The sequence below is a fragment of the Streptomyces sp. UF-297 genome, from assembly GCF_058245575.1.
On record NZ_JBSIBZ010000108.1, the window covers coordinates 1 to 21,603 of the forward strand.

Annotated in this window: 31 protein-coding genes; 4 read left to right on the forward strand and 27 right to left on the reverse strand. The window is 69.8% G+C overall.

What is annotated here, in order from left to right; translation table 11 throughout:
* Window positions 1-32 precede the first annotated feature (32 nt).
* From AC4IJH_RS38255 to AC4IJH_RS38280, 6 genes are all read right to left on the reverse strand, one after another.
* Complete coding sequence (locus tag AC4IJH_RS38255) at window positions 33-1,280, reverse strand: DUF3631 domain-containing protein (RefSeq protein WP_490856592.1); 1,248 nt, start codon at window positions 1,278-1,280, stop codon at window positions 33-35.
* Window positions 1,277-1,651 carry a hypothetical protein gene (locus AC4IJH_RS38260; protein ID WP_490856593.1) on the reverse strand — a complete coding sequence of 125 codons (375 nt, stop codon included), beginning with the start codon at window positions 1,649-1,651 and terminating at the stop codon, window positions 1,277-1,279. Before AC4IJH_RS38260 ends, AC4IJH_RS38255 begins: the two co-directional genes overlap by 4 nt.
* Window positions 1,648-2,574: a bifunctional DNA primase/polymerase gene (locus AC4IJH_RS38265; RefSeq protein WP_490856594.1), complete on the reverse strand. Its 927-nt coding sequence runs from the start codon at window positions 2,572-2,574 to the stop codon at window positions 1,648-1,650. Before AC4IJH_RS38265 ends, AC4IJH_RS38260 begins: the two co-directional genes overlap by 4 nt.
* 89 nt (window positions 2,575-2,663) lie before the next feature.
* The gene (locus AC4IJH_RS38270) at window positions 2,664-2,855 is read right to left on the reverse strand and encodes a hypothetical protein (RefSeq protein ID WP_490856595.1); all 192 of its coding nucleotides are present in this window, start codon (window positions 2,853-2,855) and stop codon (window positions 2,664-2,666) included.
* A 31-nt stretch (window positions 2,856-2,886) separates the two neighbouring features.
* Window positions 2,887-3,342 carry a single-stranded DNA-binding protein gene (ssb, locus tag AC4IJH_RS38275; RefSeq protein ID WP_490856596.1) on the reverse strand — a complete coding sequence of 152 codons (456 nt, stop codon included), beginning with the start codon at window positions 3,340-3,342 and terminating at the stop codon, window positions 2,887-2,889.
* A 22-nt stretch (window positions 3,343-3,364) separates the two neighbouring features.
* Entirely contained in the window at window positions 3,365-4,444 is a 1,080-nt protein-coding gene (locus tag AC4IJH_RS38280) for a hypothetical protein (protein ID WP_490856597.1), read from the reverse strand.
* Between the two features lie 126 nt (window positions 4,445-4,570).
* Here AC4IJH_RS38280 and AC4IJH_RS38285 point away from each other — a divergent pair, with 126 nt between their 5' ends.
* Window positions 4,571-5,503 carry an HNH endonuclease gene (locus tag AC4IJH_RS38285; RefSeq protein ID WP_490856598.1) on the forward strand — a complete coding sequence of 311 codons (933 nt, stop codon included), beginning with the start codon at window positions 4,571-4,573 and terminating at the stop codon, window positions 5,501-5,503.
* Between the two features lie 27 nt (window positions 5,504-5,530).
* On the opposite strand, the gene AC4IJH_RS38290 is transcribed toward AC4IJH_RS38285, so the two are convergent.
* The 16 genes from AC4IJH_RS38290 to AC4IJH_RS38365 form a co-directional block, all read right to left on the reverse strand.
* The gene (locus AC4IJH_RS38290; protein ID WP_490856599.1) at window positions 5,531-6,019 is read right to left on the reverse strand and encodes a hypothetical protein; all 489 of its coding nucleotides are present in this window, start codon (window positions 6,017-6,019) and stop codon (window positions 5,531-5,533) included.
* A 28-nt stretch (window positions 6,020-6,047) separates the two neighbouring features.
* Window positions 6,048-6,242 carry a hypothetical protein gene (locus AC4IJH_RS38295; RefSeq protein ID WP_490856600.1) on the reverse strand — a complete coding sequence of 65 codons (195 nt, stop codon included), beginning with the start codon at window positions 6,240-6,242 and terminating at the stop codon, window positions 6,048-6,050.
* A gap of 100 nt (window positions 6,243-6,342) precedes the next feature.
* Complete coding sequence (locus tag AC4IJH_RS38300; RefSeq protein WP_490856601.1) at window positions 6,343-8,418, reverse strand: hypothetical protein; 2,076 nt, start codon at window positions 8,416-8,418, stop codon at window positions 6,343-6,345.
* An 81-nt stretch (window positions 8,419-8,499) separates the two neighbouring features.
* A complete protein-coding gene (locus tag AC4IJH_RS38305) occupies window positions 8,500-8,904 on the reverse strand; it encodes a conjugal transfer protein TraB (RefSeq protein WP_490856602.1) in 405 nt (134 codons plus the stop codon).
* A 25-nt stretch (window positions 8,905-8,929) separates the two neighbouring features.
* Entirely contained in the window at window positions 8,930-9,574 is a 645-nt protein-coding gene (locus tag AC4IJH_RS38310; protein ID WP_490856603.1) for an XF1762 family protein, read from the reverse strand.
* A gap of 31 nt (window positions 9,575-9,605) precedes the next feature.
* Window positions 9,606-11,798 carry a hypothetical protein gene (locus tag AC4IJH_RS38315; protein WP_490856604.1) on the reverse strand — a complete coding sequence of 731 codons (2,193 nt, stop codon included), beginning with the start codon at window positions 11,796-11,798 and terminating at the stop codon, window positions 9,606-9,608.
* Between the two features lie 121 nt (window positions 11,799-11,919).
* Window positions 11,920-12,132, reverse strand: a complete 213-nt coding sequence (locus tag AC4IJH_RS38320; RefSeq protein WP_490856605.1) for a hypothetical protein — start codon at window positions 12,130-12,132, stop codon at window positions 11,920-11,922.
* Window positions 12,132-12,626 carry a hypothetical protein gene (locus AC4IJH_RS38325; protein ID WP_490856606.1) on the reverse strand — a complete coding sequence of 165 codons (495 nt, stop codon included), beginning with the start codon at window positions 12,624-12,626 and terminating at the stop codon, window positions 12,132-12,134. Before AC4IJH_RS38325 ends, AC4IJH_RS38320 begins: the two co-directional genes overlap by 1 nt.
* Before the next feature lie 156 nt (window positions 12,627-12,782).
* On the reverse strand, window positions 12,783-13,004 hold the full coding sequence (locus AC4IJH_RS38330) for a hypothetical protein (RefSeq protein WP_490856607.1): 222 nt from the start codon (window positions 13,002-13,004) through the stop codon (window positions 12,783-12,785).
* Entirely contained in the window at window positions 12,998-13,333 is a 336-nt protein-coding gene (locus AC4IJH_RS38335; protein WP_490856608.1) for a hypothetical protein, read from the reverse strand. The genes AC4IJH_RS38330 and AC4IJH_RS38335 overlap by 7 nt, the downstream gene beginning before the upstream one ends.
* A 25-nt stretch (window positions 13,334-13,358) precedes the next feature.
* Window positions 13,359-13,715 carry a hypothetical protein gene (locus tag AC4IJH_RS38340; RefSeq protein ID WP_490856609.1) on the reverse strand — a complete coding sequence of 119 codons (357 nt, stop codon included), beginning with the start codon at window positions 13,713-13,715 and terminating at the stop codon, window positions 13,359-13,361.
* Window positions 13,716-13,761: 46 nt separating this feature from the next.
* Complete coding sequence (locus AC4IJH_RS38345) at window positions 13,762-14,601, reverse strand: hypothetical protein (RefSeq protein ID WP_490856610.1); 840 nt, start codon at window positions 14,599-14,601, stop codon at window positions 13,762-13,764.
* A gap of 11 nt (window positions 14,602-14,612) precedes the next feature.
* Entirely contained in the window at window positions 14,613-14,954 is a 342-nt protein-coding gene (locus AC4IJH_RS38350; protein ID WP_490856611.1) for a hypothetical protein, read from the reverse strand.
* The gene (locus AC4IJH_RS38355) at window positions 14,954-15,211 is read right to left on the reverse strand and encodes a DUF6284 family protein (protein WP_490856612.1); all 258 of its coding nucleotides are present in this window, start codon (window positions 15,209-15,211) and stop codon (window positions 14,954-14,956) included. Before AC4IJH_RS38355 ends, AC4IJH_RS38350 begins: the two co-directional genes overlap by 1 nt.
* A gap of 104 nt (window positions 15,212-15,315) precedes the next feature.
* Complete coding sequence (gene kilB, locus AC4IJH_RS38360; RefSeq protein ID WP_490856613.1) at window positions 15,316-15,822, reverse strand: plasmid transfer protein KilB; 507 nt, start codon at window positions 15,820-15,822, stop codon at window positions 15,316-15,318.
* A gap of 75 nt (window positions 15,823-15,897) precedes the next feature.
* Complete coding sequence (locus AC4IJH_RS38365) at window positions 15,898-16,101, reverse strand: hypothetical protein (protein ID WP_490856614.1); 204 nt, start codon at window positions 16,099-16,101, stop codon at window positions 15,898-15,900.
* 787 nt (window positions 16,102-16,888) lie between these two features.
* Here AC4IJH_RS38365 and AC4IJH_RS38370 point away from each other — a divergent pair.
* Window positions 16,889-17,344: a GntR family transcriptional regulator gene (locus AC4IJH_RS38370; protein WP_490856615.1), complete on the forward strand. Its 456-nt coding sequence runs from the start codon at window positions 16,889-16,891 to the stop codon at window positions 17,342-17,344.
* A 216-nt stretch (window positions 17,345-17,560) separates the two neighbouring features.
* Here the strand turns inward: AC4IJH_RS38370 and AC4IJH_RS38375 are convergent, their stop codons facing one another.
* Both AC4IJH_RS38375 and AC4IJH_RS38380 read right to left on the reverse strand, forming a co-directional pair.
* Window positions 17,561-18,124: a flavoprotein gene (locus tag AC4IJH_RS38375; RefSeq protein ID WP_490856616.1), complete on the reverse strand. Its 564-nt coding sequence runs from the start codon at window positions 18,122-18,124 to the stop codon at window positions 17,561-17,563.
* Window positions 18,121-19,356, reverse strand: coding sequence for a helix-turn-helix domain-containing protein (locus AC4IJH_RS38380; RefSeq protein ID WP_490856617.1), 1,236 nt, complete (start codon window positions 19,354-19,356; stop codon window positions 18,121-18,123). Before AC4IJH_RS38380 ends, AC4IJH_RS38375 begins: the two co-directional genes overlap by 4 nt.
* Window positions 19,357-19,591: 235 nt before the next feature.
* On the opposite strand from AC4IJH_RS38380, the gene AC4IJH_RS38385 reads away from it, so the two are divergent.
* Window positions 19,592-19,759: a hypothetical protein gene (locus AC4IJH_RS38385; RefSeq protein ID WP_490856618.1), complete on the forward strand. Its 168-nt coding sequence runs from the start codon at window positions 19,592-19,594 to the stop codon at window positions 19,757-19,759.
* 32 nt (window positions 19,760-19,791) lie between these two features.
* Here AC4IJH_RS38385 and AC4IJH_RS38390 read toward each other — a convergent pair whose 3' ends face one another.
* Genes AC4IJH_RS38390 through AC4IJH_RS38400 form a run of 3 tightly spaced genes read right to left on the reverse strand, consistent with a single transcriptional unit; the run spans window position 19,792 to window position 20,905 of the window.
* On the reverse strand, window positions 19,792-20,379 hold the full coding sequence (locus tag AC4IJH_RS38390; protein ID WP_490856619.1) for an HD domain-containing protein: 588 nt from the start codon (window positions 20,377-20,379) through the stop codon (window positions 19,792-19,794).
* A complete protein-coding gene (locus tag AC4IJH_RS38395; RefSeq protein WP_490856620.1) occupies window positions 20,376-20,621 on the reverse strand; it encodes a hypothetical protein in 246 nt (81 codons plus the stop codon). The genes AC4IJH_RS38390 and AC4IJH_RS38395 overlap by 4 nt, the downstream gene beginning before the upstream one ends.
* Window positions 20,621-20,905, reverse strand: a complete 285-nt coding sequence (locus AC4IJH_RS38400; protein WP_490856621.1) for a hypothetical protein — start codon at window positions 20,903-20,905, stop codon at window positions 20,621-20,623. Before AC4IJH_RS38400 ends, AC4IJH_RS38395 begins: the two co-directional genes overlap by 1 nt.
* 85 nt (window positions 20,906-20,990) lie before the next feature.
* Here AC4IJH_RS38400 and AC4IJH_RS38405 point away from each other — a divergent pair, with 85 nt between their 5' ends.
* Window positions 20,991-21,422 carry a hypothetical protein gene (locus AC4IJH_RS38405; RefSeq protein ID WP_490856622.1) on the forward strand — a complete coding sequence of 144 codons (432 nt, stop codon included), beginning with the start codon at window positions 20,991-20,993 and terminating at the stop codon, window positions 21,420-21,422.
* The last annotated feature ends 181 nt before the right edge of the window (window positions 21,423-21,603 follow it).

Sequence of the window (21,603 nt, forward strand, 5' to 3'; positions counted from 1 at the left end):
ATCGCGCGGCGGCACTGGTGCGCAGGGGCTCGTCAGCCGGCGGCTGTGTGCGGGTGCGTGGCGGTTTCGGTGGGGCGCGTGGCGGATGCCGGGGCGGGATCCGCCACAGATTCACCCCTGCTGACCTGCGGTGTGGCGGCGTGGCGGATGTTGCGGCTCTCCGGGGGGCGGGGGCAGTAGCGCTCCCATGCGTCTTGAAGATCTTCCGCGTAGTAGCCCTTGGGGGTGCCGGAGGCGGTGCGGATGCCCCGTGGCTTGATCGGCTTGTTCGCAGGGGTGACGTACTGCCCCAACAGCCTCGCCAGGATGCGGGAGTTGATGGGCTTGTCGTCCAGGTCGTCCCAGGGCGCATCGTCCATGCCCAGCAGGCATTCGAGGATGACGGCGGTGGGGACGCGATCGGCGCCGGGGAACACCACGTCGCGCAGATCGGTCAACAGCCGGACCCCCAGGGAGGCTTCGTGATCGTCCTGGGCAGCGTGGACCAGTTCCAGGCAGGCGTCGCGGGCCCGCTGCGGCCAGTGTCCGCCGGCGGCGTCGGCGACCGCGAGGAGCGGTTCCCACACGTCGGCTGGGCGGTCGGTGACGCCGTCGGGCATGTCCGGCCAGGCGTCGGCCACCTGGTCGCGGACGGTGTCGGCCCATTCGGCGAGCCGGTCGCGCAGGGTGTTGCCCTGCTTCTCGTGGACGCGCCGGCGGTAGGGCTCGATCTTTTCGTTGGGGGCGCGCTTGCGCATGCGGATGATGACCGAGCGGGTCAGGATCGTGTCGGGCAGGGAGCCGAGTCCTGCCATGGCGACGGCGCAGAAGGAGGAGAACCATCCCGCGCTCTGGTTGGCGCCGTCCCCGACACAGCGCAGCGACTTGGCGCCGCGCCGGTAGCCGGAGTTGAGGAAGCCGCGTACGGGCTCGTTGTCTCCGGCCTTGGGGCCGAACACGGTGTCGATCTCGTCGAAGAGGAGCGTGGGAGGGCCTTCGGATGCTTCTACCAGCCGGAACAGGGCGTTGGGGGAGGCGTTGACCGTGGTTGCGGCGTTGGGGGTGAGGGTTTCGACGATCTCCAGCGCGCGGGACTTGCCCGATCCAGGTTCGGGGGACAGGAACGCGAGGCGGGCGGTGCCGTCGAAGGCGTCGATCAGGTGGGCGTGGGCATCCCACAGTGCCACGGCGACGTAGGCGGCCTGGGTGGGGAAGACGTTGAAGCGGCGGTGGAACGCTTCGACCTCATCGAGCAGGGCCGCGCCGTCGATGGACGGCGCGGGCGGGTTGGTGCTGGTCATGCGGCGTTCCTCCCTTCTTGGGTGGTGCGGAGCGGGCAGTGGCTGCGGTGGGCGGCGTGGTCGTCGATCAGGTCCAGCACCTTGCGGTGGCCGACGGCGCTGCGGTTGCGGCCGCACAGGCACTTTGAGGTGGCCGTGGGGGTGGCGCCGCGGGGTGCGCGGATGTGCAGCCAGGCCACGGGGAAGCGCCCGTCACCGTCGGCCGGGCCGCTGGGCTGCCGGGCGGGGAGAAGGGCTGAAAGGACGCCCTGACGGGCGGCCCTTTCCTGGCCGCACTCCGTTGCCGTGGGTGCCGCGGTGGCGGCGGAGCGCGGCCGATCGGCGGTGTCGGGACGGTATTTGGGGTGCCGGCGGGGCGGCTGGTGGTTCATGTCGTTGCCCGGGTGCGGCAGGTACGGGCGGAGTAGTCCAGCGCGTCGCGGATGGTCGCGCGGCATTCGCCCGCCGGCAGTCCCGCCGCCTCGCCCGCCGCCCCAAATGCCTGCTCGACCACGTCTCGGGCGATCTCGCCCCAGACGACGAACCGCCCGATCACGATCGTGCGGGTGAGCAGCAGATGGTGCCGCTGCCCTTGTGGGGCGTTGCTGACCCGTGTTGTCTCGCGCTCCAGGGCCACCGTGGCGCGGCGGGTCGCCTGGCCGGGGAGCAGAAGCGGGGCGGCCGGGGCCGGGGCGGGCCTGGGTGCGGCCCGAAGCTGGCGCAGGAGCCATCCGGGCAGGTCCGCTGCGGGAACATCGTCGGCCACCTCGTACGTGCCCGCGGTGGCGATGCTGCCGGCGGCCACGATGTTGCCGCCCCACGCGCGGGTGTCGATGTTCGGTGCCACGGACTTGGTGGTGCTGGGCAGACGGACGCCGCGCGGCGCGTGGAAGTACAGGTGCATGCCGCCGCTGGGCGTCCGCACCGTGTAGGTGGTGGGCCATGACTGTCCGGCGCGCTCGCAGAGCGCCGCGAAGGACGCCGCGCCGTCAGGCGCGTCCGAACTGCCCTTCCCGTTCTTCTCCTTGGACACGTCCAGGTCGATGACGGCCAGGCCGGAAGGGCCCGGCGCGATGCCGATGTTGAACGGGCCCGCCGTCCATGCGCGGCGGATGCGGTCGGGGTCGGTGGTGGCGCGCTGCTCCCACTTCACGTGGCCCTCGGCGCAGTCGCCGGTGCGCGGGCAGGGGCGCTCCCCGTGCAGGGCGGATCCCTTGCCGCCGGGCCTGAGCGGGTGGACGTGCCAGCCGCGCGCGGCGGCGGCCAGGGCGGCGGCGAGCAGGAGTGCTCGCCGTGTGGCGGTGCGATGGGTCATGCTGGATGCCTCCAACAGGTCTGTTGTGGACTGGTTGGCCGGGGCGACCGCGTGTCTTTGGCGAGATCGGACGGTCGCCCCGGGCGGATCTACTTGGCGCGCTCGGTGCGGACCACGACGAAGGCGTCGCTCCCCGCGCTGTAGTGGACGTGCACAGGTGCGGTGGTGCGCTCGCGCTCCTGGGCCGCGGCGTGGGCAGCGCGCAGGGAGGCGCGGGTGTCACCGGCCGGGAAGGTGTCCACCTGGACGGGGCGGTGGCCGGTGCAGTCTCGGCAGGTCATGGATGCCTCCTGGGATGCTGGGTGTTCCGGCCTAGAACGGGGGCTCGTTGCCGGACTGGGTGCCGCTGGCGGGCGCATCGGTGGCATCCCACGGGCTGGCGCCGGCCGGGGCGGAGGTGGGGCGCTTGGCTTCGATGGCGACATTGGTGAACCGCAGCGAGGCGCCGATCTCGTCGACCTCCAGGGCGAGCATCGAGCGGTTCTCGCCCTCCGGGGTCTTCCAGTTGTGCTGGCGGATGCGGCCGGTGGCCACCACCCGGGAGCCCTTGGCCAGGGATTCGGCGACGTGTTCGGCCAGGGTGCGCCAGGCCGCGCAGCGGAAGAACGTGGACGTGCCGTCCTTCCATTGGCCGGTGTCCTTGTCGAAGGTGCGCGGGGTGGAGGCGACGGTGAACTTGGCCAGCGCCTGGCCGCCTTCGGTGAACTTCAGCTCCGGGTCGGCGGTGAGGTTGCCGACGATGGTGATGGGGGTTTCTCCCATGGCCATGGGTTGCTCCTTGTCTGGTAGGTCAGGCTGCTGTTGCCGGGCGGGTGAAGGTGTCGTACTGGTCGTTGGTGATCAGGCCGCTCTCGCGCCATTCGGCGAGCAGGTCGGCTTGGCCGTCGGTGACGGTGCACTTGGCGCACAGGCGCCCGGCCGGGCGGCGCTGCTTGCGTGTGCCGGGCGGGCGTTGGCCCCATGTGCAGGCCGCCAGGCCGGCGGCTTGGGCTTCTTGCTCCAAATCCCGCAGCGCCTTGGCGGCGTGGGGGTAGAAGAACGCGATTTCATCGAGTTCACCGGGCTTGGCGAATGCCCCGCACAGGCACTCCCCGGACATGTGCAGATGCACGGTGACCTCGTTGAGGGGGAGTGCCTCCGGCCAGCACAGGTGATGTTGCGCGTGCTGGTGCGGGAGGTTGCAGCGGTGCCGGGCGCGGTATTCGCGCATGTGGGCATCGGTCCAATGCACCAGCGGGCAGACCCACAGCAGGGCGCCTTCTCGGTCGACCTCTTGGGCGTTGCGAAAGCGCCGCTCGGTTTCCGCCCAGCGCATGCCGCTGAGGTAGACCAGGTTGCGGCTCCGGCCGTGTCGGCCGATGATCTGTGCGCGCAGTCGCTGGAGTGGCTCATCCTTGAGCCGGCGATACATCACCGTGTGCCCGGCCGGGCCAGGGAAGCCCTTCCACACCGGGCGGCCGATGTTCTTGCCCCGAGTGGAGAGCACTCGGCCCAAGACCAGGTCGGTGTAAGTGTGCTTGGGATGCAGCTCGTGCAGGGGCAGGCCCCAGGCGGCGACCACGGCCCGCACATGTCGGGTGGTCTCCGGGATTCCGGTGCCGGTGTTGACGTGGGCGATGGCATTCACGTGGTGGCGGAAGAGGTGGTTGACGACGATCGAGTCGTTGCCGCCGGAGAGCAGGCCGATCGTGGCCACGACCGGGAAGGCGGCCAGGACGCGATCGAGGATGGCGTGCGAGCGGGCGATCGCCTCATCCAAGGTCAGGGCCTGAAGTTCGGCGTCTGCCTTGGGGGGCTTCTTGCGGAGCTGGGAGGGCATGCCCGGGAACATGTCCCCGGTCGGCGATCGTTGGGCGTTGCGACTGCTCACGCAGACCTCACCTTCGAGTACGCAGAATTTGGTGGATGACGGCTTGTCAGTGCCGCCGGATACGGTGATCTGATCGGCTGCAAGGCGCGTCCCGACGGGGCGATGACACGGGAAGAAGAGCGAGATATGACGGCGTGGTTGGCGCTGGTCACTGGAGAGGACCGCGCACGCTCCGGCGAGCTGTACGACGATGTGCTGGGGGTGCACTACAGCTGGGACGACACCGTGGCCAACCACGCCACGGTGGCCGTGGGCGACTTCATCGCGATGTGGAACAGCGAGACCCTGCTGGGCATCTCGGTCCTGGAAGCCATCGACACCACGATGGGCATGAAGGACATCCACCGCTGCCCGAAGTGCAACGACACGGAGATCAACCCGCGCAAGACAAAGACGCCCCTGTTCCGGTGCGCGAACAAGGGCTGCAACTTCGAGTTCGATGAACCGGTGAAGGAGTCGAAGAAGGTCAAGCAGTACCGCGGCACCTACGAAGCCGGCTGGGTCAGCATGGAAGGCACCCTGTCCGGCGCGGAACTACGGCAGTTGTGCGTCCACCCCAAGGCGCAGAACAGCTTCCGCCGCCTGAAGTGGGACCAGATGCGTGCCGCCCTCGCCCACAAGGGTCAGAGCCTGCCGCTTGGGGTCGTCGAGACCACCGAGAAGTCCATCGCCGGCGGCCACGGCACCGCCACCGTGCGGGTCCGCAAGGGCCAAGCCAGCTTTCGCAAGCAGCTGTTGGACACCTACGGCGAACTCTGCGCCTTCAGCGGCCCCCTGCCGGCAGCCGTTCTGGAGGCGGCGCATCTGTATAGCTACGCCGCCACCGGAGACCACAACGGCGGCGGCTTCCTGCTGCGCCGCGACCTGCACCGGCTATTCGATCTTGGTCTCATCGCGATTCACCCGGAGACGTTGGTACTGGATGTTGCAGACGAGATCGGCCAGTACCCGCTCTACAAGGCCCTGCACGGGCAGCCGCTCACGATCTCTGCGCTCACACCCAAGCAGCACAAATGGATCGGGACTCACTGGCAGATGCACCGCGAAACCTCGGCGTGACAACATCACGCATCCTTCGTCACAACGTCAGTGGTGATTGATGGTGCCCTGAGCGCGGCCAAATAGGCCGGTCGCGGTGATGTGCTGGGTGATTTGCGTACGTTCCGCAGCGCGGGCGCGGGCGGCCCGGATCAGGGTGACGCCGGCAGCGCCGCCGATGGCGATGAGGGCCACGGCGGCCCACAGGGCCTGACTCATGGCGATCAGTCCGGGGGCGGCGTAGGACAGGCCGATGCCGGCCGCGGCGATGCCTCCGCCGATGGTGGGGGCGAGCAGGGCGGTGGTCTTGGCCCACACCGGCACCGGCCGCGCCACCGCTGGTGCGGGGGCCGGGAGTTGGGGAGGGGGCTGGGTGTAGGCGAGGGTGCGGGTGCCGTCGGGCAGGAGCACCGGCTGGATGCCGGGCGGGATCTCGTGCGGGAGCATCGGCGGGTAGTGCAGCCCCGTGGGTGGGGCAAACGCGTTGGGGCGCTCGGGTGCAGTGGTGATCGTGTAGGGGTCGGGGTGGTCGGGCACAGTCTCTCCTGCGGCGGGTGGGGCGGGGTCAGGATGTGATGTTGGTGAGGAAGTGGGCGGCGGAGCGGCAGGCGGCGTAGATGGCGCTCTGGGCGCCGGTGCCGGCGACGAAGAAGCCGAAGAGGAACAGCACGAGCGCGCTGCCGACGCCGACGTGCCGGCCGCGCAGCAGGACGAAGGTCAGGACGCCGAAGAGCACGACGGCGGAGAGGGTCAGGGCCATGCGGACTCCTGTCACAGTCATGGATGAGCGAGCCCGGGGCCGGAGGGATCCACGGCCCGGGGCTCGCCGGTAGGGGAAGGTGCCGGGCCGGGCCGGGCCGCTATGCGTCGGCCGGGGCGTAGACGCCGTGATCGGTCTGCGCGATGCGGCCCTCGTCAGCCAGTTCGGACAGGGCGTTGCGGATCGAGCCCGGTGCGGCGTCGACGGCGTCGCGGATCTGTTTGGAGGTCATCTCGCCGGTGAGGACCGCAAGGATCTTGTCCTTCACCGTCGTCCGCACCGGCTTCGCGGCCGGCCGGACCGCAGCCGCGCCGCCGGTGCCGCTGGTGTCGCCGTCGTCGGTGTTCCAGTCGCCGTATAGGTTCCCCAGTGCCTGGGTCTCGCGTTCGTTCAGGGTGTTGACCGCCCCGCCCTCGGGGAAGATGTCGTCCAGGTTGTGGCCGGTGCCGTCCTTGGGCAGGTGGACGTACAGGGCGCGCATCATGCGCGGTGCGTCGCCGTTGAGGACGTGGCCCATGCCGGCGGTGGGTTCGCCGCGTTCGGCCTGGGTGATGCCTGCCATGCGCTGGGCCATGGTCAGGCCGCCGCCGATGACGGTGGGGATCTGAGCCAGGCTCACACCGTCGGGGAGCATGCCTTCGGTGGCCTGGCGATCGGAGATGCCGGAGACGGTACGCAGGACGATGCCGGTGCCGGAGCGGGTCTGTTCGCGCAGGGAGCGGTCGCCGCCGGTGCGGGCCAGGTCCAGGGTCTGGCCGCCGAAGCGGATGCCGATGCCGTACTTGCGGCCCCGTTCGGCGATGTAGACGGCGTTCTGTGCGATCTCCTGGCCGTCTGCGGAGTCGTCGCACAGGCCGTTGTACTCGTCCAGGGAGAGCATGAGCAGCGGGTAGGGGGACGCGGCGGAGAAGTCGTGCCCCACTTCCTTGTTGATCTGGCCGCGGATGCTCATCAGGGCGACTGCGGCGCGGGTCGCGCGGGCGGCGTAGGGGCGTCCGGAGCCCTGCCGGTCGATGTAGGCGCCGGCCGCGGTGAGTTGGGCGTCGGGGTCCAGGGAGGCCATCCAGGAGACGGCGCCGGCGTTGGCCTCGGCGGCCAGGCAGAGCACGAAGGCGACGGTCTTGCCGGAGCCGGTGACGCCGACGACGTAGCCGTGCAGGGCTCCGGTCTCGCCGAACAGTCGGGCTTCGGCGTCGGTGCCGTCGTGGGCGGTGCCCAGCACCCAGTAGCCGTTGGCGTCCGGGGTGACCAGCTCGCGCGTGGCCTTGCGGGTGCCGGTGAGCGGGGCCGTGTCGTACAGGGTGATCAGGGCCTGTGAGCCGCCGTCGGTCTCCGCGATCAGCCGCATCGCTTCGGCCTTGACCCCGAAGGCGGAGCAGAGTTGGGCGTGGTTGAGGCGGACGACCTGGCCGGGTTCGACCTGCGCCAGGATCATTACCTTGCCGGGGCGCTGTTCGATGCGGACTACGGTGCTGCCGGGGATCGCGCCGTCCGGGCTGGCCACGCGTTCGGCCCACATCGTCTCGAACGTCACGCCGCGCGGGGGCGCGGACGGCGTCACGGTCAGGCGCTTGATGCTCGGGCTGGCCTTGGGCTCCGGTTCCAGCGACACCCGCGGTTCCGGCACGTGGAAGGCGGCGGCGATGTCGGTCGGGTCCATGCGCGGTACGGCGGTGCCCTTGGGCGCCACCACCAGGGCGGTGAAGTCGGGCCGTCCGGGGGTGCGTTGCCGGATGCTGGTCAGGCGTGTGCCCTGCGAGACGGGCGCCTCGGCCCACAGCCGGGCCACGAAGGACTCGAAGTCAGTCGGCAGCGCGGCCGTGCCGTTCTGGCCGGGGACCCATCGGGCGCGGGTGATCGGCAGCCATGCGGCCATGATCCCGCCCCAGGCCACGGGGGCGGTCATCTCCCACCACGAGGTTCCGGGGACGGTGGCGGATGCCGCGTACAGGGCCGCGCCGGAGAGGACGGGAAGGCCCCGCTGGCACGCCTTGAGCGCCTTGGGGAAGCTGCCCACCTTGGCCCGGTGGTAGAGCCAGCACAGGCACCCGGAGCCCAGCAGGGCCACGGCGCCGTGTACCCCGCCGTTTCCGAGCTGCGGCAGCGTGGCCAGCCCTGCGGTCGCGGCCCCGTACGCGGCCAGCTCAGCCTTTGCCCTCACGGGCATCTTCTTCATCACGGGACGCTCCTCCCGGTGCGTGGAATGGCAAGGGCCGCACTCCGAGGTACGGAGTGCGGCCCGGCGATGCGGCGCGGGTCAGGACTGCCGGTAGTAGCCCGGCTTGGCCTGCCGCGCCCTGGAAGCCGCGGCGGCGGTGTGGATGCCGCCGTACTCGGCCTGGTGCTGCGCTTTGAGGTGGCCGGCGGCCTGGCCCATCGCCTCGGCTGCGGAGGCCACGCGCATCCCGCCGCCTGCCACGCGGCCGAAGGCGGCGGACACCTCACCGATCGCGGCGGTGTGCCGGGCGTCGACTTCTGCGGCGGCGCACATCTCGGCCAGGTCTGCCGATGCCTTGGCGTTGCGCCGCATGCGGTCCTTGACCACCTGGGCCCGCTCCTGGAGGGCATCGGCGGCGGCCTTCAGGCGGGTGAGCTTGGCCTGTAGAGCTGTGTATCCGTTGGACGGGCCGTCGAAGCCGACGGCCGGTGCGATCGCGCTCACGGGTCCTCCTTCTAGTTGTGGTGTCTCAGGACGTTGGTGCCGCTGCGAGGCGCTCGCGATAGGCGCGTTGGCGGCAGGCGCGAGAGCAGTAGCGGGCGGGGCGGCCGGTCGCCGCAATAGCGACAGGCCGTCTGCATGGGCGAGCGGAGCAGCGGCGCCGCTCGCGCCGGGTTTCGTCACGGGTTACGTCACGCAGGAGCGGCAGGGGCGGTGCGTCCTTGGCGGTGATTTCCCACAGGGTGCGGCCCACTTGCTCGGTACCGAGATTGTGGCGGGGGCGACTGGGGGCGTCCCATCCAGCTCGCGCAGGCCGGGCAGCTGCGCGACGCCAACCGGCGGCCCGCAGACTGGCGCCGCTTTCGCCGTCCTGGGTGTAGGTGATGGCCCGCCGATGCCCACTGGCCTTGGCGGTGCGCCAGGCGGCGCCGTACAGCGCGGAGCAGGCGTTCGGGCTGCCGTCAGTGGCCAGGCGGGTGACTTCGACGGTGAACCCATCATCGTAGGCGCGGGCGACGGGGCGGCCGACGATGGCCACGCCGATCAACTGCCCTTCTGCGGTCAAGGCTCCGAGTGAGAACTTGTGCCCTTGAGGGGCTGCGTGATGGCGATGGACGCGGTCGACGTACGCGCACGCGTCCCGGAAGGCCATCGGCACGACGGTGATGGTCATCTGCGTGGCACCAATCTCCTGAGATGGCACATCAGTTTTCGTTGTGCACGCGGGCGCTGGGCACGAGGAGTCCGGCATCTGCGGTGGCGTCGGCCACTGGCCGGTGGTCGCGGTTCATGGCGGTCTCCTCCGCCTCGGACAGTTCGGCCGCATCCAGTGCGGCCCGCGCCGTGCGCTCGGCCTGGTTGAGGAGGTCGGCGACGGTGTCGCGCAGCGCGGTGAGCGCGTTCGCGGTGCGCTGGCCGGTGACGTTGTGGGCTTGGGACAGGTCTTCTGCCATGTCTTCCAGGGCCCCCAGCAGCCGGTCGGCCCCCTTGGCCAGCGCGGCGCATTCGTCGTGGGTTTCTAAGCCCTGGGTCGTCAGCTCCTCCAGGGCCTTGAGGACGTCATCCAGTGTGACCTCGGTGGCGTGCTGCGCGGGCAGGCCCCCTTGAGGGACGGTGACCTGGGCCTTGGGCATAGGAATCGGATCCTTCCTGTGGGTGGTGCCGGGGCGCTGGCCAGCGGGGCGTTGTGGTGCGCGGGGCAGGGCCGGGGGCCCGGTGCGCGGCAGGCCGCGCCGGCCGGTCTCCACGGGGGCCGGCTCCCAGCGCCGTGCCTGGCTTCCGGGGCCCGCGTCGGCCCGCTCCACCGTGATCGTCACGGGCTCCGTAGCATCCTCGTCATCCCAGGGGGAGGTACGCGGCTCCCAGGCGAAGCCGCTGTCATCACCCTCCCCGCCGGGGCCGGTGTCGGCACCGGGGGTGGCTTCGGACGGCTCTTGTTCGTTCTGCGGACCGTGCTTGCCGCGGGACTTCTTCGCCTTCGGTTTGGGCTTGCGGGGTCCTTTGCGGGGCCCGCTGACGGGGTCTCCTGCCTTGTCGCGCCGCTTCTTCCAGCGCTCTTCGGCCCGCTCGCCTACCGCCTGCCAGAACGTCGTACGGTCGTCGTCCGGTGCGCTCGTCTTCTCGTTGGTCTTGGGCTTGTTGGTCTTGTCCGGCCCCGGACCGTCGGGCTTCGCCCGGTCCTTGCGCGGGCTCTTGGCCCGGTTGGGATCGGGCGGGCTGTCCTTGGGTGTCTTGGGTTTGTCCGTCTTGGTGAGAACCGGCGTGGGGGACTTCCGGCGCTTCCAGCGATCCTCGATGGCCTGGCGGGTCGCCTGCGGCAGGGTGGTCCGGCCGCTCTTCGCCCCCGTGGGCTGCGGCTTTCCGCCCCCGGTGCCCCCTGACGTGGTCTTGCCGCCCTTCGCCCTGGCCCCGCTGTCCTTCATCTTGGGCCCGCTGTCTTTCGTCTTGGGCCCGTTGTCTTTGGCCTTCGACTTCTTCGGCTGGTCCGTCTTGGCCAGGACCGGTTGTGTGGGCCTGCGGTGGTTCCAGCGCTCCTCGGCGCCCTTGCGGGCCGCCTGCGGGAGCGTGGCGCGGCCCTGCTTCGGCGTACGGGGCGAGGGCGCTGCCCCTGTCTTGCCGTTGGCGGCTCCGGGGCGCTTGCCACCCCTGGCCGCACCGGCGCCCCGGCTCCCCACCGCGCCGTCCGCGGACCCGCGCGGCTTCTTGCCTGCGCCGCCTGGATGCCCGGGCGAACCATGGCCGCTCCGGGCACCTCTGGGCTGTCCCAGTGGCCCCTTGGGCCCCTTCAGGTGCCCCGCATCATGGCGTAACCCCCCAACGCCCCTTCCGTATGGCCCCCTGGGGCCCTTCCCGTAGCCCGCCGGGCCGTTGGGCCCGCCGTGGCGTCCGGAGCCGCCCCAGGCCCGTCCGAGCGCCTTCCTGCCGTATTCGTGGGACGGCTGAACGCCGTTGCCGCGAAGGGCCTTTGCTCGCTGGCAGTCGGTCTGCGCGGCGTACTTGGCCGCGTCCGCGTTCGCCTTGGCCGCCAGCAGCTCCAGCTCGCGCCGGTGGGCGGCGTTCTCCGCCCGGCGGGGGCCGGACTCCTGGATCCAGGTCCGCAGCCCCTCGAAGGCGGCCAGAGCGATCGCCAGGATCGCCGCCATCGATAAGGCCCCGGTCCGGGGCGGCCCGGCATCCGGGGCCGGATCGGAGCCGAAGGCGGCCGGTGCCAGGTCCGGGGCCCGGGGCGCGACCGGCACCGGGGGCGCGTCGAACGGCGATATCCGAACGGGCTCCGCCGCCGGCCCCGGCTCGGCGGCGGGCGGTGCCAGGGCCGGGGCGGGCGGGGTGGCCGGGGGCGGCAGGGAGCCGATCCGGGGCAGCGAGTACACGTTGTCCGGGCGCTCGTCGTCGGACACGTGCCCTCCCTTCAAGGTGACTGCCGGTCACGGGAGAGGACCCGCCTCGCACGCGTACGTAGCACGCGTGGTTGGGAACCTCAACCCCCGGTATCGGCACGGGTGATGATGACAATGACGCTCACACGCAGTGAGCTCGGTAGATCTGCTCCAGACCGGCGGACAGGGCGTTCCACACCGCCGGATCACCGGTCCGCTTGGCCTTCTGCAAAGCCGCGACCTTCACCAGGTCCAGCCACACCCGGGCGAACGCCTCCGGGCCCTGGCGGTGGGCCTGTTCGAAGCGCTGGTTCCAGTGCGCGGCCTTCTTCACGGACATGCCGACAACGCCCATCACGCACCCCTCTTGTCGAAGAAGTCGCCGAGCACCTTCGGCGTGCCGGACGGCTCACCCTCGCTCTCCGCGGGGGCCAGGCGCTCCAGGGTCCGGGCCGCCGCGTTCTGCGCGATCGCCATGGCCTGGCCCTTCATCTGCGCCTTATGCAGGGCCTTGTTCTTGCGGTCGTCCGCCACCTTCTCCGGCGCGGTCTGCTCGTAGGCGGCCACCGTGCCGTTGACCGCGCGGGCCGCCTTGCGCATGGCCCTGGCCGCACCCCGCAGCGGCTTGGCCCGCCGCTTGGCCCGCAGCCCCGCCGACCAGGGCATATCCCCCTTGACCCGGCGGCCCTTCAGGTCCGCCTCCAGCGCATCGGCCAGGTAGTCGTAGGTCTGTGCGTCGGTCAGCAGCGACGCCCGGTGCTGCGCCTGCCACGCCTCGCGCTCACCCTCCAGGGCAAGCGCCTGCACGCCCGACGTCACGCGCGAGGCAATGTCCTTTCCTCCACTCACGGATACCTCCTCATCTCCTGCCAGGCCGGGGCGGTTGGACCACTCCGGCCGCTTGCCGTCTGCCGTCCGGCAGTCGCAGTGAAGGCCAGCCCGCGCATCGCAGGCTGGCCTTCACTGGTGGTGCCGGCATGAGCCCCGTGTCTCACCGACCGGGGCTTAGATCTGGTTGGGCTCAAGGGAGAAGAACAGGACGCTGAGCGGTCCGTGCTCGCCCTTGAGCTGCTGGATCAGGTACTCGAAGCAGGCGGCCCGGGTGGCACCGACCGGAACGTTCATGATCCCGTTGCGGGTGAGGTGCCGATCCGTCCCGATCTGCGCGGTGATGATGAAGTGGAAGGGCGCGCCCGGTGCGCTGCCGGTCGCGGGGGCCGTCACCATGCGCCCCCGGCGCGGCCGGGGCGCATCTCGTCGTGGTCGGGGTGGCTGGCGGCGATCTCCTGCCAGCGCCGGTTGTCCACCGCGTCGGTGTGCCGGACGTGGACCTTGAAGGCGCAGCCCGGAACCTTGCAGCGGTGCGTGGTGGTTACCAGCCCATCGGCCAGATTGACCAGTGCCACCCCGATGGCGATCAGGGTGGACAGGCCGTAGCTGACCAGGTACCGCACCGGCACGTCATAGTCGGCGAGGCCCAGGCTGTTGCTCACGGCCGCCGCGGCGGAGATGGCCACAGCGGCGAGCAGGGCGTAGCGGTGCACGGTCTTCGTCACGAACGGTCTCCTTTGCGGATTCAGATCAATGGCGCGTGCTGGTCGGCCTGCGGCATGGCGAACAGCCCGTCCTGGACTGCCTGTTCAGGCGCAGCGGCCTTGCGGGCGAGGCGGCGGGTTCGGTGCGGCATTGCGGGCACCAGGCACGCAGGCGGCTTGCCGGCAGGGTGACCGCGACGCGTTCCGGGGTGGCCGCATCGGCGGGCGCGGCCAGCAGCCGGACAAGCGGGCCTCCCTTGCCGCCGTAGCCGTCGTGCACGAGCGGGCAGCGGCCCTCAGTCCTGGTGTGCCGGGTGCAGCACTGCCCGGTGCACTGGCACCGGTAGCCGGCCGCCTCCATCACCGCGCGCCACACGGCGGTGCAGGCGAGCGGTTCGGTCATGACGCCACTCCTGAAGGGTCGAAGCACTTGCCGAACGCGGCGGACATCAGCTCTCGCCCCCGCCCACGAGCGCCAGTTGCGGTGTCTGTTCGTCCTTGGCCAGGCGTTGGTAGACCTTGTGGACGTAGGAGGTGGAACGGGTGGATTTCCGCGCCGCCTCCGCGATCGTGGCCCCCGCCCCCCAGCACGCGCGGATCACAGCCAGCGCCTCGCGCGCCGACAGCTTCTGCTCTTCCGCAGCCTCTTCGGCTGCCGGGGGGACAGTGAGGGGATGCACCGCGCGGTCACCGCAGATGACCAGCGAAGCCCTGCCCACTGGCCCGTGCGCTGGGGAGGCGGGCCCGGCCGGGGCGGGCAGGGTGGACGGCCGGGGGGATGCGGGGTGGACGGCGGGTGTATCCACCGCGTGGCCGTCGGCGTCCACCAGGGCGCGCAGTTCGGTGATCTTCGCCAGGATCGCGCGGCGGTAGTGCGTGATCGCCTCGGCGAGGATGATCTGGAGGACCGGGGGGATGGAGTGGAGGACCAGCCCCGCCGGATCCACCCGGGCGGGGAGACCGAAGCCGGTGCCGGCCGGCCACAGGGAAGTCCAGCAGTTCATCACCCAGGTCCCCAGACCGGCGAACCAGCGCAGCGCGGAGGCCCATCCGGAGGGGTAGATGCCGTAGCCGGACAGGCGCCCGTCGAAGACGAGCACCGCCCCCAGCGCGCAGGCCACCATCGGATCCAGCAGCCACGCGATCCAGGGCGACACCTCATGGTCGATGGCGAACAGCGTCACGTTCGAGGCGGTGAAGACCAGCGCCACGAACGCCACCACCACCAGCACCGCGGTCAGCGCCTTCAGCAGCCTGACCAGGTCCGCGATCTGCTGCTCAAGGGGCACGGTGCCCGGCATCATGAGGCACCCGCTTCGGCCTCCGACCCGGCACCGGCGGTGACGATATCGGCGTAGGCGACCAGTTCCAGCGCCGCGCCCGCGTGATCAGCACTCGCACGCAGAACACGCGTGCGGCCATCACTCTGCACGCCGCAGGCCACGGCGTCCGGCGCAATGCCCAAGGCATCGCGCCATGCCTCGAAGCAGGACAGGCCGTCGAAGAACCCCAGCTCCAACCGATCCGGGTAGATCGTGGACACTCGCACGAACGGCGCCGGCAGGTGCCCGAAGTCCACGGCCAGCAGGCGCAGCGCCCGCAGCGGCACGGTCAGGTCATCCAGCGTCATGGCCTCGCACATCACGCCACCTCCGGCGCACCGGTCGCGCTGCGGTTGGCCAGTGCCCGGCGCTCCTCCAGCAGTCGGCGCCGGGTACGGCGCAGACGCCGCTCATCCACCGGCGACGGCGTACGGTCCAGCACGGCGATCTGCGCATCCAGGAGATCCAGCTCCGCGCGGATGACGGGCATCTCCCGCTCGATCGCGTCCAGTTCGGCGTCGCTCGGCTCGGTAGCGGGCAGTGCGCGAGCGGCCGGGATGGGGACAATGAGCTTCATGGGTCGTTGGTCCTCTCGGAATGGGACGGCCCGAAGCGGCCCCGGTGCTGCAACACCGGGGCCCCCCACGCCGTATGAAGTGCGGGAAGCGTGATGTGCGGCGTTCAGACGCCGTTGATGTACGCGGCAGCGGCGGCCACGAAGGCGGCATGGGCGGCGCGGGCCGCATCGCCGCGCGCATCCATGTCGGCCTGCGTCGTGGCGTCCGTGACGTCACTGAGCGCGTAGGAAGCGCCGATGGCGCCATCGGCGTGATGCAGGATCTCGCGGTCGCCGGTGACCATGCGCAGGGCGGCCTGCGCGTCGGCGACCTCCGAGCGGGTGCTCCAGCTCTCCCAGCGCGCCGCCGCCTGCCGGTCCGCCGGAGCGGCGTCGACCTTCATGCGCCAGCGGGTGTAGAGGGTCCGGCGGTGCGCGATCAACGCCCTGATCAGGGCCGTGGCCGCCTGCTCCTGCCGGGTGCGTAACGCCTCGGCGCGGGCCGCGTGTTCAGTGCGGGCCGCGCTGCGGGCCTGTAGGGCGCCGGCCACGAAGGCACCGCCCAGCGTCCCCAGAATGGCGATGGCACTGGTCAGCATGGCCTCCATCAACAACACCTCTCGAAGTCGCATAGCTGAAGTGGAAGGTGGTGCGATCGGCACGATTGACCGCGGACCCCGGCGGGGTGGACGCGGGGTATCGGGCGCTCAGGCCCGGCTCCTGGCGATTCGCAGCACGCCGGCGACCGCGGCGAAGGTGACCGTGGCGACCATGAACACGCCGCCGCAGCCTTCGTTGCCGTGCAGCACCAAGTGCTCCTCGCACTGCGTGCAGGGCTGGTTGCCGAAGCCGAAGTTCCGGCTATGGATCTCGGCGTGTTCCTCGCACGGGATACATCGCTCGTTGCTCATGACGAACTTCCCTCGTTGGGAGGCGGGTTGTGGAGTCGAACTCCGGCTCCCCTCAGCTCCGCCCGTACGCGATACCCCGCAGGGCGTCACGGACGGGCGGAGGAGGCAACCGGCGCGGCGATAGCCGCCGCGAAGCGGTCGGGAGGCGACCGGTTGGCCACGGCGCTCGTTCGCGCTCGCGGACCAGGGATGGAGCGGCGCTGCCGTGCCGGTCGATCACGGCTGCGCCCAGGGATGTCGTCGGTTCACGCCGATCCCCTCAATGAAGTCGGAACACGGCTTCACCGGCAGTTCGTTGCTGCGAACCACCGGCCCCGAGCCGGGATCATCGGGCGCGTCATCGTCACTGCTCTGACGCCAGCAGGGCGGCCCACACCGGGCGGCACCCCCAAGTGCAGAGGGTTTATCCGGAGCCGGTGGGCTTGGCGTTGCCGCCGACGACATCACCCGGTCGTCACGGGGGCGGTCTCACTCTTGCCGCCACGTACGTTGGGGCCCCGCTGTCCTTCCCCACATCCGAATCCGGTGGCGCCTGCCAGGCGCATAGGGGGAGAGCCACGATTCACCACGGCGGTTTGCCCCCGGACCCTCGCCCTAGGCACCTACCGCGACCGCCGCTCTCGCGTCAGCCCCGCACGATCACTCTTCAGTTCTCAAGCCGCAGTCGCTCCCTTCGAGGCGATCCGCCGATACGGACCTCTCCGGGCGTTTGTGCAGGTCAAGCAGGTTGAAGCACGCCCTTCCGCTCCCCGTTCGGGGTGCGATGGGCACGAATTCAGATTGACCCATGTCAATCTACGAGTCAAGCGGATGGCCCGGGAAACCCGGGATTGACCTAGGTCCGGTTACGCTCGAAGCTATGGATTCGAGCCCCAACGCCCCTAAGCCGACGGCCAAGGACATCGCAGCGAGATTCCGCAGGGAGATCAGCGACGGCGAGCGCGAAGCGGGGACGCGCCTGCCGGCCGCCCGCGCGCTGGCGAAGGAGCTTGGCGTTCAGCTCATGACGGTTCAGAGTGCGTACAGCCAGCTTCGAGATGAAGGGCTCGTCCTCACCCAGCAGGGGCGCGGCACCTTCGTACGCGACCCATCGGTGCCGCTCGGTACCGAGCCGGGTAGCAGCCCGGCGTACACCGCACTTGCTGACGAACTCAACTCGATCCATGATGCGCTCCGACTTCTTGGGGAGCGCCTTGATCGTCTTGAGCACGTAGTAGGGAGTGAGCCCCCACCCGCTCGATGAGGTTGTCTACCCGCCGCAAGAGGCGATCGGCGGTCACTCGCGCGTCCCTCAAGCTCGCCTTGACTAAAGCAAGTTCTGCGGCCGTCATGCCGCTCGGTCCACTGCTCTGAGCGTTGATCCCTGGCATGTCTAAGAGCATGTGGCTGCCAACGCCCGAGGACCCGGACAGACTGTCCGGGTCCTCATTCCTTGCAGGTCAGGGGTATTGACGTAGCGTCATTTCGCCGCACGCTCAACGGCATTCAGTACAGCGCCCCATGGCAACGGCCGCCCTGATGGGGCTTCGCGTGGCTCATAGAGTGGCCACACGGCTGGTCCATAGACGAGCGAGACGCCCGCCGTCCGGAGAGCCTCGATATGACCTCCCCACGCAGGATGCCGAGCGTGCGCTGCGTTCACCCGCGGGAAGACGACCACGGGGAGCCCCGCAGTCCCGATTGCCTCCCCCACCTGGGTGAGTGCCTGGTTGTCCATCAAGCCGAGAGCGAGTTTCGCGACCGTGTTGGCTGACGCGGGCGCGACGACGTAGCAGTCGACCGGGGGGTGCGGGCGCGCATCCCCCAAGCCGCGCGGTGCATCTCGCACAGGGAAGCCAGTCACCTTCTCCAACCGGTCTGCCTCACCGTTCTCACGGAGCCAATGCCCGGCAGTCGGGGTGAGCGTGACCGCCACCTGCCACCCCCGCTCAATCGCGGGCTCGACCAAACCTGTTCGGAGGGCTTCCACGCCACCGGCTCCCGCGCCGACGACCCCGAGCACTCCACGATCATCTGAACTCATTGCACCGCCCTGCACCGTTGAGCCATAACGAACACCTCGGACGAGCGCGAGCCGCCTGACACGGGAGCCTGCTTAATCAGGTCGCGCAGGGTCTCGCGCACCCTCGGATTGTTGCGTACGAGCTGGGGCGACGTGCGCTCCGCTGTCCGGAGTTCGCTGAACGCTTCGTCTCCCTGGCCAGCCAGCGAGAGAGCGCGGGCATAGTCAATGCGGTGCGAGACGCTGCGCTCCTGCGGCATGTGGTCGACATTGATCCGGCCGTGCTCAACCACGTACGTCACGTTGTCCAGGTCCAGCTCAATCGAGAGCCGGTGAAGCAGCACGTTCGTCGGACCGAAGCCGGTCTGCCAGTAGTTTTCGTCAGAGCCGAGGTCTTCCGCGAGCTGTTCCGCGCGGTTCAGCAAGCCCGCGGCCGTCTCGCGATCCTGATGGCGCGCTGCGGCTACGGCCGCTCGTAGGTGGATCATGCCAAGCAGGCTCAGGGCTTCGGGGTCGCTCTCATCGACCCGGGCCGCCAACCACCGAGCAGTGGTGTTCCCCAGCTCCAAGGCATCGTCATACCGGCCGTTGGACAAGAGAGCGTGCGTACCGGAGCGTGCGGCTGACGCGAGCACCAGCGGATTGTCCGACTCGTCAGCGGCTCGCATCGCTCGCTCGGCAGAGAGCCACGAGAGATCAGACTCACCAATCTTCGCGAGGGTCGTCGCTGCCAGGTGGTGGGTCCGCGCGGAGACTGCCCAGCAGTCCTGCCGGTCCTCAGTCCGTCGTGCCGCCCTTTCCTCCAGCTCCTGTGCCGTCTGAAGGAGACCAGGAAGCGCCACGATGACGCTACCGAGCCGACCCCCTTGGTAGTCGTTCCACGCGTGCTCAACCCGCACAGCCACGGGCGCGGGGGTGGGGAGCTGGGTTTCCGCCTCCGAGCCGAAGAGCAACCGCGAAAGACGCCGTGGGCTCATGAGTGCGTCGCGTACGGCCGGCACATCGTCCTGCTGCCTGTCGTCCTCTACGAGGAGGTCTTGTCCAAGCACGTCTCCGAGCGGCACGCGCAGGATCCTCGACAGCTCGGCGAGCATGTCGATGCGCGGCGGCTTCCGCCGACCGGTCTCGATCTTCGCGAGCCAATCAGTACTCCGGCCAACAAGACCTGCGAGCACCTCTTGCGTGTAGCCACGGCGCTTCCGATAGAACGCGATTCGTTCGCCGATGCTGAGGTGATCTCCAAGACCACGCATTGCGTGCTGCCTCCTGCTGCTGGTAGGGGCATGCTTCACGGTACAGAGCCGTCCCCGCGGCGGGTAGTCGCTCTTGATGTGCACCGCGACCAGTACGAGGGTCGGGCAGCCGTGAGCCTCCAACCCGGACGGTCTGTCTTGGTGTCCTTAACTGGCCGGGCCCTGAGGTCCCGTTGACGCCGCTTCCCCCCATGGGCAGCCTGTCGTGCAGGACCCGCACAGGGAGGGGCAGCGCGTGGAGTTCTGGTTCGTGTGCGGACTATGCGAGGCGGACTGCTGCGTCTACTGCGAACGCACCGGCTTCTGGAACAACCGCTTCGAGGATCCGGGCACGTTCTGGTGCTGGAACTGCGGGGAGGAGAACACAACCCCGCCGGGCCCGTGGACGCCTTGGGAAGACTGACCGCACGCGTCCATTGGCAGGCCCACGCACGTTCAGGTACGGCAGGCGCAGGTCAGCGCACCACCCATTCCTCGGAGTCGCTCCTCTACGCGCCGCACAGCCGCGTGGAGCTCGGGGGCAGCTCGCTGAATGAAGCGGCCCACGATCGTCTCCGGTCCGTACCGGTCAACGATCTCGGCAACCCGAGCATCAGAGCATGTGGGCTCGCCATCGGGGGTGGTCGTCATATCGCAGAACACCAGCGCGTCTACACGCGACGGGGCCTCCATCTCGAACTCGCTCGCCAACTCCTCCCGCAGCCCGCGCTCCTCGGCTTCAAGCAGGGCACAGGAATGGTGCGCGACCAGGCGCACGACTCGCTCGTCCATGCCTTCCTGCTCCCGCAGGAAGCGGGCCCCATCGAGCGGGTGGAAGCCGGTCGTTGCGATTAGGGGCGAGTAACCGACGTCGTGTAGCACCGCAGCGGCTTCCATCACTTCGGCGTCACCACCGAGAATCGGACGGAGCGACTGAGCCCTTGTGGCAACTCCGAGAGAGTGCGCCCAGCGCCGGGGCAGCTGCTCAGCCAGCAGCGATTCGGCAAGGGCATAAGCCCGCTGCGTAAGGTCCATGCTGCTCATCCCGTGTAGCTCAGCTGGAGAACGGTGAGCGTCTTTGTGATCTGGCCGACCAGGAGGACCGCGATGGTGTGCTCTGTGATGAGCGTCCGGACGACGCCGTCATCCTCGCCGTACGGTTCCGTGGCATCGATCGGGTCCTCACAGGCGGCGGCCAGGGCGAGAGATAATTGCTCGCTGGCCTCAGGGGGCAACGCGTCGTGCACCGCTTCGGCTGCCGGGTCGTACTTGAGCCGGTAGGTCATCAGGCGGCGCCGCGGCTTCGGGCTGCGGCAGCGTCTGCCTGAACACGCTCGGTCATGTCGACCCATTCCCCGGGGATCTCGCCTGTGGCGCGTTCCGCTGCGGCGAGCGTACGACCACGTTCCGCGGCGGCGGACATGCCGGCAGCGATGCTCTGCCACTTGGCGAAGACAGTCAGCAGCTCGTGAGCCGGAGCACGGTTGATCTCACCGACGAACCTCTGGCTCAGCGTCGGGTTGCCCAACGCTTCGCAGATGGTTTCGATCGTCCAAGCTCGGTCGTTCATCGTCCTGAGCCTCCTGAGATCGCGGCCGTCTCTATGTACCTACCGTACGCGCGTCTCGCTCGCTTGCTGATGGGTTCTGCGGCGCATGCAGAGGCTCGAACACCTCATCACCGTTCAGCCACAACGCCGCGCCACGGAAAGCCTGGACGGCATCCTGGCCCTCCGTGTTGACATCCCAGGGGGTGCCATGACCCGGTCCACAACCACACCGCGCCTTTACACGCGCCCATGGCATCGCTGGGCTTGGGCAGCCGTCCCGCTCCTCAGCATCACGACCCTGACGTTCGTGCCGTTCCTTATTGCCTGGCGCCGCCGCGTCGTCACCTGGCCCGTCGCGGCCGTCTACGCCGCTCTCAGCGGCACTGTCATCGGCCTCGCCATCGCCCAAGCCAAAGTCGGCCCCTGGTTCACAGCTGCCGCCTGGGCGTACATCATCGCTGCAACCATCCATCTCATCCTCCTCGACCGCAGCTCTGAGGCGCACGAGCAGGCCGCGACGCCTCGCAAGACACTCTGACGGCAAGTGCGGCCAGGCTCTCCGGCCCGCGCCAGGTGGAGACTCGGAAGCGCTGACCTGCGCCGCTGCCTGGAGACATCGAGTTGGTCATACCGGCAGGTGTGGGGAGTGTTGATGATGGCCACGAATCCTGCTCGTTCGCCGATCGGGCGGCAGAGCGACTGGCTGGCGCAGGGACTTG